1 protein-coding gene and 2 pseudogenes are annotated in these 17,093 nt (G+C 76.1%); all 3 read left to right on the plus strand.

The window, feature by feature from the left end; genetic code table 11:
- Positions 1-274: 274 nt before the first annotated feature.
- A pseudogene (locus EAO75_RS14985) lies at positions 275-3,397 on the plus strand (type I polyketide synthase); the annotation flags it as partial.
- A gap of 58 nt (positions 3,398-3,455) precedes the next feature.
- Positions 3,456-14,113 (plus strand): annotated as a pseudogene (locus tag EAO75_RS14990) (beta-ketoacyl synthase N-terminal-like domain-containing protein); the annotation flags it as partial.
- Positions 14,114-14,162: 49 nt separating this feature from the next.
- Positions 14,163-17,039, plus strand: a complete 2,877-nt coding sequence (locus tag EAO75_RS48235; RefSeq protein ID WP_410092316.1) for an SDR family NAD(P)-dependent oxidoreductase — start codon at positions 14,163-14,165, stop codon at positions 17,037-17,039.
- Positions 17,040-17,093 lie beyond the last annotated feature (54 nt).

A 17,093-nucleotide genomic window follows, 5' to 3' on the forward strand; every position in this document is an offset into this window, starting at 1 on the left:
CGCCCACACCACCCGCATGATCGACGCCACCCACCAGACCCTCATCGCCGAGCGGTCCCACGAGACCGCCCGGCTCATGGACGAGTGGCTGCGGACCCTGGAGTCCGAGGGGCACTGAACGTCGGCGCACCCGGGGCGGGGCAGGTCTAAGGAAAACCGAGACCGCCCCGACCTACCTTCCACAACAGTCTCGTTGAGTGTTTTGGACCATCGGAGGCGGTGCGGCATGACCATCCTGTCCGGACTGGAGTTCTTCGACCTGCACGACCCGGTCGCCGCCGAGCCGGTCGCGGTCGTCGCCATGGCCTGCCGACTGCCCGGCGGGATCACCGACCCCGAGGGGCTGTGGGAGCTGCTCCTCGGGGCCGAGGACGCCACCGGCCCGCTGCCCGCCGACCGGGGCTGGGACCCGGACGCCCTCGACGGCCCCGACCGGGCCGCCGTGCCCCGGCGCGGCGGATTCCTCGACGGCGTCGCCGACTTCGACGCCGGCTTCTTCGGACTCTCGCCCCGCGAGGCCGTCGCCACCGACCCCCAGCAGCGGCTGCTCCTGGAGACCGCCTGGGAGGCCGTGGAGCGGGCCGGGATCGACCCGCTGACGCTGCACGGCACCCGCACCGGCGTCTACGTCGGCGTCAGCGGCGAGGACTACGCCCTGGTCACCGCACGCGCCGCCGAGGACGCCGCCGCGAACGCCGTCACCGGCACCGCCCCCGGCGTCGCCTCCGGCCGCCTCGCCCACGTCCTCGGGCTGCGCGGCCCCGCACTCACCCTCGACACCGCGTCCTCCTCCTCGCTGACCGCGCTGCACTGCGCGGTCCGTGCCCTGCGCGCGGGGGAGTGCACGCTCGCCCTGGCCGGCGGGGCCAACGTGCTGTCCACACCGCGCAGCCTCGTCGGCTACGCCCGGCAGGGCGGCCTCGCCCCCGACGGCCGCTGCAAGCCGTTCTCCGCCGACGCCGACGGCACCGCCTGGGCCGAGGGCGTCGGCGTCCTCGTCCTGGAGCGCCTCTCCGACGCCAGGCTGAACGGCCACCCCGTCCTCGCCCTCATCCGCGGCACAGCCGTCAACGCCGACGGCGCCACCGACCGGCTGACCGCGCCGAGCGGCGCCGCCCAGCGCGAGCTGATCACCCTGGCCCTGGGCGACGCGGGGCTCGGCCCCGGCGACATCGACGCCGTGGAGGCACACGGCACCGGAACCCGCGTCGGCGACCCCGTCGAGGCCGAAGCCCTCCTCGCCACCTACGGGCGTGAGCGTGAACACCCGCTGCTCATCGGCTCCGTGAAGGCCAACATCGGGCACGCCCAGGCCGCCGCCGGCATCGCCGGCCTCATCAAGACCGTTCTCGCACTGCGCCACGCAGTCCTGCCCGCCACCCCGCACCTGTCCGAGCCCACCCCGGCCGTCGACTGGTCCGCCGGCTCGGCGCGGCTGCTGCGCGAGACCACCGACTGGCCCGCCACCGGCAGGCCGCGCCGCGCCGCCGTCTCCTCCTTCGGCATCGGCGGCAGCAACGCCCACGTCGTCCTCGAACAGGCACCGCCCGCCCCCGCCCCGGCCGAGGAACCCGCCGGCAGTCCGCACATCGTGCCCTGGGTGGTCTCCGCGCGGTCCGCGAACGCCCTGGACGCGGCGGTCGACCGGCTGCGCCGTCTGGAGCCCGCCGACGACCGGGCGCGGGCCGACATCGCCCACTCGCTGGCCACCGGCCGCGCCACCGCGCTGCCGCACCGCACCGTCCTGCTGGCCTCCGCCGACGGCACACCTACCGCGGCCCGCTGCGTCGCCGAACCCGGCCTGTCCGCCGTGCTGTTCGCCGGACGGAGCGGCCCGCACGCCGCACGGACCCGCGCCCTCGCCGAGCGGTTCCCGGTGTTCGCGCGCGCCTTCGACGCCGTACGTGACGCCTTCGACGGACTGCTGCCCGACCTCACCGGCGACATGACGGAGCCGGGCCCGAGCGCCGAACCCCTGCTGTTCGCCCACGAGATCGCCCTTTTCCGGCTCCTGGAGTCCGTCGGCCGGACTCCCGCCTACGTCGCCGGACACGGGCTCGGCGAGGTGGCCGCCGCCCATGTCGCGGGCGCGCTGTCCCTCACCGAGGCCTGTCGTGTCGTGGCCGCCCGGGTTCGGCTGGCCGAGCGGCTCAAGCCCGCCGCCACCGTCGCCGTACGCGCCACCGAGGCCGAAGTGGCACCGCTGCTCACCGCGCACGTCGCCGTCGCCGCCGTGGACGGCCCCGACCGCATCGTGCTCTCGGGCGAAGCGGACGAAGTCGCCCGCATCGCCGACGCCTTCGCGGTCGAGGGCCGCGCCACCACCGCGCTCCCCGCCCCGCACGGACTGCACTCCCCGCTCGTGGCCGACGCCCTGGAGGAGTTCCGGAGCGAACTGGCCGGCCTGGAACCGCGCACCCTGCGCATCCCGGTCGTGTCCGCCCTCACCGGCGCCCGCGTCACCGGCACCGACCTAGCCTCGCCCGCCCACTGGAGCGGGCACGTCAGCGACACCGTACGGTTCGCCGACGCCGTCACCGCGCTGCGCGACGCGGGCGTCCACACGTTCCTCGAAGTGGGCACCGACGCCACCCTCACCGCGAGCACCGTCGAACTGCTCGCGTGGACCGGCGTGGTGACCGTCGCCGCCCAGCGCTCCGGCACCGACCCGGAGACGGCCCTGCTCACCGCGCTCGCCCGGCTTCACGTCACCGGCAGCGACGTGCACTGGCCCGCCCTGTTCACGGGCACCGGAGCCCGCCGCACCGAACTGCCCACGTACCCCTTCCAGCGCGAACGTCACTGGCCCACCCCGGCGGACCCGGCGCCGTACCCGCCCGCCCCGGCCGGGGCCGACGACCGGCGCGCCGCCGAACCGGCCGCGCTGCGGACCCTCACCGGCCCGCGCCGGGTCCGCGCGCTGCTCACCCTGGTGCGCGCCGAGGCCGCCGCCGTCCTCGGGCACGCCGACCCCGGCCGCGTCGAACCCCGCGCCGCCCTGCGCTCCCTGGGCCTCGACTCCTACGCCGAGACCGAGCTGCGGATCCGCCTCGGCCGCGCCACCGGCCTCGACCTGCCCGCCACCCTGTTCTACGACCAGCCCACCCCGGCCGCGCTCGCCGCCCGGCTCGCCGAGCACCTGGACGAGACGCCGCGCGCCCTGCCCGAGTGGCCCACCGGCTTCGAACAGGCCCTGCGCGAACTGCCCGACGACCACCCCGCCAGGCGCCGGGCGGTCCACCGCCTTCAGGCACTGCTGGCCGACCTCGGTGACGTACGGGGACGCCACGTGAACGGCACCCATGGCACCAACGGCACGACGGACGCCACCGACATCGCCGCCGCCCCCGTCGACCGGCTCCTGGACCTCATCGACAAGGAGTTCCCGGTCCGCTGACCGGCGCCCACCCCCTCACCGCAGGCCACGAACGCCCGCCGACGCGATGGGACATCCCGTGCAGGAAGAGCAGCAGGACACGGTCGTCGACTACCTCCGACGGGTCACGGCCGAGCTGCGCCGTGCCCACCGGCGCATCGAGGAACTCGAGACCGACCGCGCCCCCGGCGCACCCGCCGACGACCCCGTCGCCGTGGTCGGCATGGGCTGCCGCCTGCCCGGGGACATCACCTCGCCGGACGACCTGTGGCGGCTCGTCGACGCCGGCGCGGACGCCGTCACCGGCTTCCCCGCCGACCGCGGCTGGGACCTGACGGCGCTGCTCGCCGAGTCCGCCGCGCGCGGCGGCGGGTTCCTCGGCGGGGCCGACGCCTTCGACGCGGAGTTCTTCGGCATCTCGCCCCGCGAGGCGGCCACGATGGACCCGCAGCAGCGGCTGTTCCTCGAAGTCGCCTGGGAGGCCCTGGAGAACGCCGGCATCGACCCGCAGTCCCTGCGCGGCAGCCGCACCGGCGTGTACGCGGGCACCTATCAGTGGGACTCGGGCCGGCCCGGCCCCGGTGACGGCGCGGGCCATGTCATGACCGGCACCGCCGCGAGCGTCCTGTCCGGCCGACTCGCCTACGTCCTCGGCCTCGAAGGCCCGGCCCTGACCGTCGACACGGCCTGTTCCTCCTCGCTGGTCGCCCTGCACACCGCCGTGCAGGCCCTGCGGACGGCAGAGACCGAGCTGGCGGTCGTCGGCGGTGTCACCGTGCTGTCCGACCCGGCCGTGTTCACCGAGTTCAGCAGGCAGGGCGGACTCGCTCCCGACGGCCGCTGCAAGGCGTTCTCCGCGGACGCCGACGGCACCGGCTGGTCCGAGGGCGTCGCCGTCCTCGTCGTGGAGCGCCTGTCCGACGCCCGCCGCCACGGGCACCCGGTCCTGGCGCTCGTACGGGGCACCGCCGTCAACTCCGACGGCGCCTCCAACGGCCTGACCGCGCCCAGCGGCCGGGCCCAGCAGCAGGTCATCCGGCAGGCCCTCGCCGACGCCGGCCTCACCCCGGCCGACGTGGACGCCGTCGAGGCGCACGGCACCGGCACCCGGCTCGGCGACCCCGTCGAGGCGTCCGCACTGCTCGCCGCCTACGGCCAGGACCGCGAACGGCCCCTGCTGCTCGGCTCGTTGAAGTCCAACATCGGGCACACCCAGGCCGCCGCGGGCGTCGCCGGGGTCATCAAGACGGTGCTGGCGATGCGGCACGGCAGGCTGCCGCGCACCCTGCACGCCGACGAGCCGACCGGCGCCGTCGAGTGGACCGCCGGCCGCGTCGAACTGCTGCGGGAGCCGGCCGACTGGCCGCGCACCGGCCGGCCTCGACGGGCCGCCGTGTCCGCGTTCGGCATCAGCGGCACCAACGCCCACGTCGTCCTGGAAGCGGCCGACGCCCTCGAATCGCAACCGGCAGGCCAGGACACCCCGTTGCCCATGGGCGCGGTTCCCTGGCCGCTGTCCGCCCGCGACGCCGACGCCCTCGCGGACCAGGTGGCTCGCGTGCGCGAGGCAGCCGCCGGGCGGGACCCGCTCGACGTCGGCCACTCGCTCGCCGCCGGACGGTCCTCGTTCGCGCACCGGGCCGTCCTGCTCGGCTCCGGCGAGGGCGCCCTGCCGCTCGCCGAGGGGGTCGCGGGCGAGGGCGTGGAGCCGCCCGTCGCCGTACTGTTCTCCGGGCAGGGCAGCCAGCGCCCCGGCATGGGACGCGAACTCGCCGCACGTTTCCCGGTGTTCGCCGCTGCTCTGGACGAGGTCCTCGCCGAGTTCGATCCCCGCGTGCGGTCGGCGATGTGGGGCGAGGACGAGGAGACCCTGCACCGCACGGAGTTCGCGCAGCCCGCGCTGTTCGCCGTCGAGGTCGCCCTGTACCGGCTCGTGCTCTCCTGGGGCGTACGCCCCGAGTACGTCATGGGCCACTCCGTCGGCGAGATAGCCGCCGCCCACGTCGCCGGCGTGCTGTCCCTGCCCGACGCCTGCCGCCTGGTGTCCGCACGGGCCCGCCTGATGCAGGACCTGCCGGCCGGCGGCGCGATGGTCGCCGTGGCCGCCGACGAGGACGAGGTCCGCCCGCTGCTCACCGACGGTGTCGTCCTCGGTGCGGTCAACGGGCCGCGGTCCGTGGTCCTGTCCGGACCCGAGGAGGCGGTGGACGCCGTCGCGGCCCGGCTGGCCGAGGCCGGGCACCGCACCGCACGCCTGCGGGTCTCGCACGCCTTCCACTCACCGCTGATGGATCCCGCCCTCGACCCGTTCCGTACCGCCGTCGCGGAGCTGTCCTTCGCCGAACCCGCCCTGCCCGTCGTCTCCAACGTCACCGGACGGCTCGCGGCGCCCGGCGAACTGACCACCCCCGACTACTGGGTACGCCATCTGCGCGAGACCGTCCGCTTCGCCGACGGTGTGCGCACCCTGGCGGACCACGGTGTCGGCGCCTGGCTGGAGGTGGGGCCCGGCGGTGTCCTCGCGGCCCTCGCGCAGGAGACCCTGCCGCCCGGCGCCGTCGTCACACCCCTGCTGCACGGCGGCCGGGACGAGGAGCACTCCGCCGTCACGGCCCTGTCCAGGCTGTACGTCCACGGCGTCCCCGTCGACTGGACGGCCCTGTTCGCCGGGACCGGGGCCGAACGGGTCGCGTTGCCCACCTATCCGTTCCGCCGCGACCGCTTCCCCTTCCGCCACACCGCCCGGGACACGGACGGCACGGACCTGTGGTCGGCGCTCGGCCGCACCGAACCGGCCGCGCTCGCGGGCCGCCTCGGCGTCACGGAGGACGCCGTCCGGTCCGTCGTGCCCGCCTTGCTGTCCTGGCGGTCCCGGCACCGCAGCCGGGCCGCCCTGGACGCCCTGCGCCACCGCGAGCACTGGCAGCCCCACACGTTCGCGCCGCCCGGTGAGGCGAGGGGCCCCTGGCTGCTCCTGCTTCCCGAGTACGACGACCCCTGGGCCGGCGCACTGGCCGCCGCCCTCGGCACGGCGGCCGTGCCGGTCCGATGCCCCGCCGGCACCGACCGCGCCACGCTCGCCACCCTGCTGCGGGACGCGGCGCGTGACACCGAGCCGGCAGGCGTCCTGTGCCTCACCGCGCTCGGGGACTCCGACGCCGCAGACGTGCCGGCCGGGCTCCTCGGCGCGCTGACGGCCCTTCAGGCCACCGGCGACGCGGGGCTGCGGGCACCCGTGTGGTGTGCGACCCGCGATGCCGTGGCCGCCGCCGAGGGCGACCGGGTCCTGGGCCTCGCACAGTCCGCCGTCCGGGGGCTCGGCCGGGTCGCCGCCCGTGAGATCCCCGACCGCTGGGGCGGCCTCCTCGACCTGCCCGCCGACGACCCGTTGCCGCACACCGTCGCCCTCGCGCTGGCCGCCCTCACGGCCCCGCACGGCGAGGACGAGATTGCCGTACGCGCCACCGGAGCCCTCGTGAGGCGGCTCGTGCCGGCGCCTCGGCGGGAGCCCGAGGCGCCCACCGGTTGGCGTCCGGCCGGCACCACCCTCGTCACGGGCGGCACCGGCGGTCTCGGCGCGCACGTCGCGCGCCGTCTGGCCGCGGAGGGTGCCGAGCGTCTGCTGCTGGTCTCGCGTCGCGGCCCCGAAGCGCCGGGCGCGGACGACCTGAGACGTGAACTGGCCCAAGACGGCTGCGAGGTGGAGATCGCCGCCTGCGACGTCGCCGACCGGGACGCGCTCGCCGCCCTCCTCGCCGCGATCCCCGCCGAGCGGCCGCTGACCGCCGTCGTGCACGCCGCCGGAGTCCTCGACGACGGCGTCCTGGACCGGCTCACCCCGGCCAGGTTCGCCGCCGTGTTCCGCGCCAAGACCACCGCCGCGCTGCACCTCGACGAACTGACCCGAGGCCACGACCTGTCGGCGTTCGTGCTGTTCTCGTCGGTGTCCGGAGCCCTCGGCAACCCGGGCCAGGCCAACTACGCGGCGGCCAACACCGTGCTGGATGCCCTCGCCGCCCGCCGCCGCGCCGAGGGGCTGCCCGCCGTGTCGATCGCCTGGGCTGCCTGGCGGGGCGCCGGTATGGCCGCCGGTCTCGACGACGCGCAGGGCCGACGGTCGGGCCTGGGCGGCCTCGACCCCGAACTGGCCCTGACCGCCCTGCTGGAGGCCACCACCGAGCCCCACGCCACCCTCCTGGTCGCCGACATCGCCCCGCTGGCCGCCGCACTGCGAGCGGGCCCGCGCCGCAGCCCGGTCCTCGACGGCCACCCCGCCGTACCGGCCCCGGACGCCTCCCGCACACCCGATGCCGCCACGACGCCCCTGGCCGACCGGCTGCGCACGGCACCACCCGCCGAACACGCCACGCTCGTCCTGGACACGGTGCGCGCCGAGGCCGCCGCCGCCCTCGGTCACCGTCGGGCCGCCGACGTCCCGCCGGACCGGGCGTTCCGGGCCTCCGGCTTCGACTCGCTCACCGCCGTCGAACTGCGCAACCGGCTCGTCGCGGCGACCGGCCTGCCGCTCACCGCCGCAGTCGTCTTCGACCACCCGACGCCACGCGCACTCGCCGACCACGTGCTGGCCGCCCTGACCGGCACCGCCGGGGACCTGCGCGAAGCGGCGCCCGGACTCCGGAGCGACGCCGACGACCCGGTCGTCATCGTCGGCATGGCCTGCCGACTGCCCGGCGGCGCCGACTCCCCGCAGCTCCTGTGGGACCTCCTCGCCGAGGAACGGGACGCCATCGGGCCCTTCCCCGGGGACCGCGGCTGGGACCTGACGGAGTTCGCGGACGGAGGGCGGCTGGAAGGCGGATTCCTTTACGACGCCCATGACTTCGACGCCGCCTTCTTCGGGATCTCCCCGCGCGAGGCTGTCACCATGGACCCGCAGCAGCGGCTGCTGCTGGAGACCGCGTGGGAGGCCGTGGAGCGGGCCGGCATCGATCCGCACACCCTGCGCGGCACCCGCACCGGCGTGTTCGTCGGCAGCAACGGCCAGGACTACGCCCATGTCGTCACCGGCTCCGCCGAGCGCACCGAGAGCCTCGCCGCCACCGGCCTCGCCGCCAGCGCCCTGTCCGGCCGTGTCTCCTACACGCTCGGCCTGAACGGCCCCGCGGTCACCGTCGACACCGCCTGCTCCTCCTCCCTGGTAGCCCTGCACCAGGCGGTGCGCGCGGTCCGTGCGGGCGAATGCGCGCTCGCCCTCGCCGGCGGCGTCACCGTGATGACCGACTCGGCGAGCTTCGCCCGCATCCAGCGGCTGGGCGCCATCGCCCGCGACGGCCGCTCCAAGGCGTTCTCCGAGGACGCCGACGGCACCGGCTACTCCGAGGGAGTCGCCCTCCTCGTCGTCGAGCGCCTCAGCGAGGCCCGCCGCCGGGGCCATCGGGTACGGGCCGTGATCCGCGGGTCGGCCGTGAACCAGGACGGCGCCTCCAACGGGCTCACCGCCCCCAACGGCCCCGCCCAGCAGCGCGTCATCCGCGAGGCCTTGGCCGACGCCGGGCTCACCCCGGCCGACGTGGACGCCGTCGAGGCGCACGGCACCGGCACCCGGCTCGGCGACCCCATCGAGGCCGAGGCCCTCCTCGCCGCCTACGGCCAAAGCCGCGGCTACCCGCTGCTGCTGGGGTCGGTGAAGTCCAACCTCGGCCACACCCAGGCAGCGGCCGGCGCGGTCGGCGTCATCAAGACGGTGCTGGCTCTCGAACACGGCACCCTGCCGCGCACCCTGCACGCCGACACGCCCTCCACCCGCGTCGACTGGACCACGGGCGCCGTACGACTCCTGCGATCCGCCGAGGACTGGCCCGACACCGGACGCCCGCGCCGCGCCGCCGTGTCCGCGTTCGGCATCAGCGGCACCAACGCCCACCTCGTACTGGAGCAGGCGAGCATTGCCGCCGCGGCGACCGACCCCACGTCCGCGCAGCCCGCCGAAGAGGCAGCCGCTGGTGTGACACCGCCGCTCGACACCCGCGACGTGCCCCTCCTCCTGTCCGCCCGGACCGCTCCCGCGCTGGCCGAACAGGCCGCCCGCACCGGCGCGTTCCTGCGTTCGCGGCCCGAGACCGAGCCCGCGGCGGCCGGCTGGTCGCTCGCCACCACCCGGGCCGCCCACGAGCACCGTGCCGTCGTCGTCGGCCACGACCGCACCCGGCTCCTCGACTCGCTGGACGCCCTGGCCGCAGGCAACGCGGACCCCGCCGTCGTGCGCGGCACGAGCGCCGACAGCGCCACCGGGCCGGTGTTCGTCTTCCCCGGCCAGGGCTCCCAGTGGTGGGGCATGGGCCGCGAACTGTACGACACCTCACCGGTGTTCCGAGCCCGCGTCGACGACTGCGCCGACGCCCTCGCCCCCTACGTCGACTTCTCGCCCGTCGACCTGCTGCGCGGCGAGGGCGACGACCCCGACGTGCTGCACAGGGCCGATGTCGTGCAGCCCGCGCTGTTCTCGACGATGGTCGCGCTCGCCGCCCTGTGGCGCTCCCTCGGCGTCGAACCCGGCGCCGTCGTCGGCCACTCGCAGGGCGAGATCGCCGCCGCCCACGTGGCCGGCGCCTTCACCCTGGAAGAGGCGGCCCGGCTGGTGGCGCTGCGCGGCCGGACCATGCTCGAACTCGGCGGACTGGGCGGGCTGATGACGGTGTTCGCGCCCGTCGACCGGGTCGAGCCGCTGCTCGACGCGTGGCCCGGACGGCTCGGCGTGGCCGTGCTCAACGGCCCCTCCACGGTCGTCGTCTCCGGAGAGACCGGCGCCCTCGACGAGCTCCGCGACCTGTGCGCCCGCAGGAACCTGCGCACCAAGGACGTCAAGTCCGACATCGCCGGGCACGGCCCCCAGACCGAGGCCGTCAAGCACCAACTCCTCGCCGCCCTGGGGCCGTTGAGCCCGCGCCCGGCCCGCGTCCCGTTCTACTCCACGGTGACCGGCGGCCGCCTCGACACCACCGAGCTGGACGCCGGCTACTGGTACCGCAACCTGCGCCGGACCGTGCGCATGGAGGCGGCCACCCGCGCCCTGCTGGCGGCCGGGCACCGAGTGTTCGTCGAGAGCAGCCCGCACCCGGTCCTGGCCGGCGCGATCGGTGAGACCTGTGAGGCGGCGGGCGCCGAGGACGCCGTCGTCCTCGGATCGGTGCGCCGTCAGGCCGGCGACGCCCGCGCCTTCCTGCTGTCGGCGGCGGCCGGCTGGGCGGCGGGCCTCCCCGTCGACTGGCGGTCCTGCTTCCCCTCCGCCGCCCGCACCGCACCCCCGCTCGAACTGCCCACCTACCCCTTCCAGCGCCGTCGGTACTGGCCCACCGCCGCAGCCGACCCGGTGGCCGCCGACGCCGGGCAGGACAGCGCCTTCTGGGACCTCGTCGACGACGCCGACACCGCCCGGCTCGCGGCCGAGACCGGAGCCGGTGAGCCCGAGCTGGCCGCCGTCCTGCCCGCCCTCGCCGACTGGAGGCAGCGATCCCGGCGCCGGGCGCTCGCCGCGTCCTGGAGCTACCGCGAGGTGTGGCAGCCGCTGCGCACTCCCGCCGCGCCGGCTCCCGCCGAGCGGCTCGTCGTCATCCCGGCCACGCACACCGACGACCCCTGGGTGGCCGCCGTCGTCACCGCCCTGGGACCCGGCACCGCCCGCCTGGACATCGACCCCGCCACCGCCGACCGCACCACCCTCGCCGCGGCGCTGCCCGCCCAACTCCCGCTCGTGATATCCCTGTTGGGCCTCGCCGAGGAACCGGGCGACGCCCGCCACCCGGCGGTGCCCGCCGGCCTCGCCGCCACCGTCGCCCTGCTCCAGACGCTCGCCGACCGGCCCACCGGGGCCCGGCTGTGGTGCCTGACCCGTGAGGCCGTCGCCGCCGTGCCCGGAGACCTCGTCCGCCACCCGGTCCAGGGCACCCTGTGGGGACTCGGCCGCGTCGCCGCCCTGGAACACCCCGCGCTGTGGGGCGGCCTGGCCGACCTGCCGGACACCCTCGACCCCCGCTCCGGTGCCCTGCTCGCCGCGCTGCTCACCGCCGACGCCACCGAGGACCAGCTGGCCCTGCGCCCCTCCGGAGCCCACGCCCGCCGCCTCGTCCCGGCCGGGGAGCCGACCGCGAAGCAGCCCTGGCGCACCGGCGGCACCGCCCTCGTCACGGGCGGCACCGGCGCCCTCGGCAGCCGCCTCGCCCACTGGGCCGTCTCCCGGGGCGCCGCCCACGTCCTGCTCCTGAGCCGGCGCGGCGCGGACGCCCCCGGCGCCGACACCCTCACCGAGCAGCTCACCGAACTCGGCGCCCGCGTCACCGTCGCCGCCTGCGACACCGCCGACCGTGCCGCGCTCGCCGCCCACCTCGACGCCCTGCCCGCCGACCAGCCGCTCACCACCGTCATCCACGCCGCCGGCGTCTCCGACGGAGACAGCGAGACCACCGCCCTCACCCCGGACACCCTGCAGACGCTGCTCGGCGCCAAACTGCTCGGCGCCCGCCACCTCCACGAACTCACCGCGGACCACGACCTCGACGCGTTCGTCCTGTTCTCCTCCGGCGCCGCCTCCTGGGGCAGCGGAGGCCAGCCCGCCTACGCCGCCGCCAACGCCTACCTCGACGCGCTCGCCGCCCACCGCCACGCCACCGGCCTGCCCGCCACGTCCGTCGCCTGGGGCGCCTGGGGCGAGACCGGCATGGCCACCGAACCCGGCCTGGCCGCCGAACTCGCGCGCCGCGGCGTCCACCCCATGGACCCCGACACCGCGCTCGCCGCCCTGCAGCGCGCCCTCGACGAGGACGTGACCGGCCTGACCGTCACGGCCACGGACTGGGCGGCGTTCCTGCCCGCCTTCACCGCCGCCCGGCCCAGCCCGCTGCTGACCGAACTGGCGCGGGCCGCCGAACCCGGGCCCGCCGACGACGCCGAGCCCGAGGACAGCCCCGGCGGCCTGCGCGACCGGCTCGCCGATCTGCCGGACGTCGAACGCACCCGGCTGCTCCTCGACCTCGTCCGCACCGAGGCCGCAGCCACCCTGGGCCACTCCGGCGCCGACGCCGTGCCCGCCGAACGCGCCCTGCGCGACCTCGGCTTCGACTCCGTCAGCGCCGTCGACCTGCGTAACCGGCTCAAGGCCGTCACCGGCCTCGCCCTGCCCGCCTCCCTCGTCTTCGACCACCCCAACGCGGCGGCCGTCGCCGCCCACCTGCGCACCGAGCTCTTCCCGGACGCCCCGGGCACCACCGACGGCGACGACCCGGACGCCGCGGTCCGGGCAGCCCTCGCCGCGATCCCGCCTGCGCGGCTACGCAAGGCCGGACTGCTGGACCTGATCCTGCAACTCGCCGACGGCGACCCCGTCACCACCGGCACTCCGACCGGCGACGGCGGCCCGCACGCACAGCACGACCTGGACGCCCTCGACGGCGAGAGCCTGCTGCGGCTCGCGGCCGAGACCACCTCGGACTGACGCCCCGCCCGACTTGAGAGAGCCCGCCTTGAACACACCCAACCCCTACGTCGAGGCGCTGCGGACCTCCCTGAAGGAGAACGAGCGGCTGCGACGGCACAACCAGCAGCTGATCTCGGCGTCCGTCGAGCCGATCGCCGTCGTCGGCATGGGCTGCCGCTACCCCGGCGGCGTCGCCTCCCCGGAGGACCTGTGGGAGCTCGTCGCCGGCGGACGGGACGCCATCGGCCCGTTCCCCGCCGACCGCGGCTGGGACCTGGCCCGCCTCACCGGCGACGGCCCCGGCCGCAGCCGCACACGCGAAGGCGGCTTTCTCGACGCGATGACCGAGTTCGACCCGGCGTTCTTCGGCATCGCCCCACGCGAGGCCCTCGCCATGGACCCCCAGCAGCGGCTGCTCCTGGAGACCGCCTGGGAGGCCCTCGAACGCGCCGGAATCGCCCCCACCGCACTGCGCGGCAGCCGCACCGGCGTCTTCGCGGGCACCACCATCCAGGACTACGGCAAGGTCGTCGCCGAAGCCCGCGAGGACATGGACGTCTACGCCACCACCGGCCACGCCGCCGGCGTGATCTCCGGACGCATCTCCTACGTCCTCGGCCTGGAGGGGCCCGCCGTCACCGTCGACACCGGCTGCTCCTCCTCCCTCGTCGCCCTGCACTGGGCCGTGCAGTCGCTGCGCACCGGCGAGTCCACGCTCGCCCTCGCCTGCGGCGCCACCGTCATGTGCACCCCGGGCACCTTTGTCTCCTTCACCGCGCAGGGCGGCCTCGCCGCCGACGGCCGCTGCAAGCCCTTCTCGGCCGCCGCCGACGGCGTCGGCTGGAGCGAGGGCGCCGGAGTCCTCGTACTGGAACGCCTCAGCGACGCCCAGCGGGGCGGTCACCCCGTGCTCGCCGTGATCCGTGGCACCGCCCTCAACCAGGACGGCGCCTCCAACGGCATCAGCGCCCCCAACGGACCCGCGCAGCAACGCGTCATCCGCGCCGCCCTCGACAGCGCCGGCCTCACCGCCGACCAGATCGACGCCGTGGAGGCACACGGCACCGGCACGACCCTCGGCGACCCCATCGAGGCCCAGGCCCTGCTCGCCGCCTACGGCCAGGACCGCGAACGGCCGCTGCTGCTGGGCTCGGTGAAGTCCAACATCGGCCACACCCAGGGCGCCGCCGGAGTCGCCGGCATCATCAAGACCGTCATGGCGCTGCGGGCCGGCCTGCTCCCGCGCAGCCTGCACGCCGAGCAGCCGACACCCGACGTCGACTGGACAGCGGGTTCGGTGCGGTTGAGCGCGGCCTCGTCGTCGCCCCACATCACGTCGCGCAGGGCTGGGTCCAGGTGGGCGAGCAACTCGTCGAGCGCTTCGGCGAACGCGGGGAAGCGGTCGTACAACTCGCGTCCCATGCCGAGGCGTTGGCTGCCCTGTCCGGTGAAGAGGGCTCCGCCGGACAGGCCGCGTACGCCGCCGCCAACGCCGCCCTCGACGCGCTGGCCGCGGCCGGCGACGTGCCCGGCACAGTGCTGCTGCCGGTCGGCCGAGCCGACGGAGCGGACGTCGCCGACACGGTGGCGGGCGTCCTGACCCGGCTGCAGGAGTGGCTGGCCGACGAGCGATTCACCGCGTCCCGCCTCGTCGTGCTGACGACCGGAGCCGTACGGGTCGAGAGCGCCGGGGACGGGGCGCCGGATGTTGCCGCGGCCGGTGTGTGGGGGCTGGTGCGCAGCGCGATCAGCGAGAACCCCGGCCGGTTCGCCCTCGCCGACACCGATGACGACCCTGCCTCCCTGGACGCGCTCGCCAAGGTCCTGCGCGCCACCGACGAGACGCAGTTCGCGGTACGCGCGGGCCGGGTGTGGCTGCCGCGTCTCGTCCGGATGGCCGCCGACGGGGTACTCGCCCCGCCGGCCGGCGCCGGTGACGCATGGCGCATGGACATCGTCGATCAGGGCCGCCTCGACGGCATCGCCCTCGTCCCCGAGGAGCGGCGCCCGCTCGGCCCCGGCGAGGTCCGCGTCGCGATGCGCGCGGCCGGTGTCAACTTCCGCGATGTGCTGAACGTCCTGGGCATGTACCCCGGGGACGCCGGGCGGATGGGCCTGGAAGGCGCGGGCGTCGTCGTCGAGACCGGGCCCGGCGTGGACCGCCTGGCCGTCGGGGACCGCGTGATGGGCATGCTCGACGCCGCCTTCGGCCCCACCGCCGTGGCCGACGCCCGACAGCTCGCGCCGATCCCGCAGGGCTGGACGTACGAACAGGCCGCGTCCGTGCCGATCGTGTTCCTCACCGCCTACTACGCCCTGGTCGACCTCGCCGGGCTCAAGTCGGGCGAGTCCGTGCTGATCCACGCCGCCGCGGGTGGTGTCGGTATGGCCGCCGTGCAGCTCGCCCGGCATCTCGGTGCCGAGGTGTACGCGACGGCGAGCGAGGCCAAATGGCCCGACGTGCGGGAACTCGGCGTCCCCGCCGACCGCGTCGCCTCCTCCCGTACGACCGAGTTCGAGGACCGCTTCCGGGCGGACGGCGTCGACGTCGTCCTCGACTCGCTCGCCGGGGAGTTCGTGGACGCCTCGCTGCGGCTTCTGCGGCCCGGCGGACGGTTCGTCGAGATGGGCAAGACCGACATCCGCGACGCGGGCGTGGTCGCCGCCGAGCACGGGGTGTCGTATCAGGCCTTCGACCTGGTGGAGGCCGGACCCGACCGCATCGGCGAGATGCTCGCTGCTCTGCTGGACCTGTTCGAGCAGGGCGCGCTGCGACCGATCCCGGTGACCGCCTTCGACATCGCCCGCGCACCCGAAGCACTGCGGCTGCTCCAGCAGGCCAAGCACGTCGGCAAGGTCGTCCTGACCGTGCCCGCGCCCTGGTCCCGGCCGGGCACCGTGCTGATCACCGGGGGCACCGGCGGCCTCGGCGCGCTGCTCGCCCGGCACCTCGTCGAGCGGCACGGCGTGCGCGACCTGTTGCTGCTGTCCCGGCGCGGACCCGAGGCACCCGGCGCCGCCGAACTGCGCGCCGCGCTCGCCGAGTCGGGAGCACGGGCCGACGTCGTCGCCTGCGACGTGAGCGACCGCGAGCAACTCGCCGCCGTCCTCGACGGCGTCCCGCTGAGCGCGGTCGTGCACACGGCCGGCATCCTCGACGACGGCATCCTCACCGGCCTCACCGGTGAGCGGCTCACCCGCGTCCTGGCCGCCAAGACCGACGCGGCCCGGCATCTGCACGAGCTGACCGCCGGTCACCACCTGGACGCCTTCGTGCTGTACTCGTCCATCGCCGGAGTCATCGGCTCCGCCGGACAGGCCGCGTACGCCGCCGCCAACGCCGCCCTCGACGCGCTGGCCACCGCCCGCCGCGCCCAGGGACTGCCCGCGGTGTCCCTCGCCTGGGGCATGTGGGAGACCGAGGCGGGCATGGGCGGCACCCTGTCGCGGGCCGAACTCGCCCGCATGCGCCGCCAGGGCTTCCCCGCCCTGCCCGGCGACCAGGCCCTCGCCCTGCTCGACGCCGCCCTGCGCGTCAATGAACCCGTCGCGGTCCCCGTCGCGTTGCGCCCGGCCGCCCTCGCCGAACACGCCGACCACCTGGCCGGCGTCCTGCGCGACCTCGTCCCCGCCGCCCGCAGGCGCAGGGCCGCCGCACGCGACGCGTCCGGCACCGCCGAGAACCTCACCGCGCGGCTCGCCGCCCTGACCGCTCCCGAACAGGACCAGCTGCTGCTGGACCTCGTCCGCGCCCAGGTGGCCGCCGTGCTCGGCCACTCCTCGCCCGCCTCCGTCGAACCCACCCGCGCCTTCAAGGACATCGGCTTCGACTCCCTCACCGCCGTCGACCTGCGCAACCGGATCGGCGCCGCCACCGCGCTCGCCCTCCCGGCCACGCTCGTCTTCGACCACCCCACCCCGGAGGACCTGGTACGGCTGCTGCGCGACCGGCTCCTCGCCGACACGGCCGCACCCGCGCCGGACGCCTCGGCCGACGACGGCATCGACCCGCAGGTACGTGACCTGCTGACCACGATCCCGATGGCCCGGCTCCGCGAGTCCGGCGTGCTCGACATGCTGCGCCGGCTCGCCGACCGGCCCGCCACCACGGGCTCCGACGACGCGCGGCCCGCCGCTCCCGCCGAACAGCCCCGACAGCCCGAATCCCTGGACGCGATGGGCGCCGACAGCCTCGTCCAGCTGGCCCTGAAGCGAGTGCAGCGACCGGCGTGAACGCCGGTGCCGGCCGGCACCGGCGTTCACGCCCAGCTTGCTCACCGCGACCGT

Origin of the sequence: Streptomyces sp. UW30 (assembly GCF_008042075.1) — a bacterium.
GTDB lineage: Bacteria > Actinomycetota > Actinomycetes > Streptomycetales > Streptomycetaceae > Streptomyces.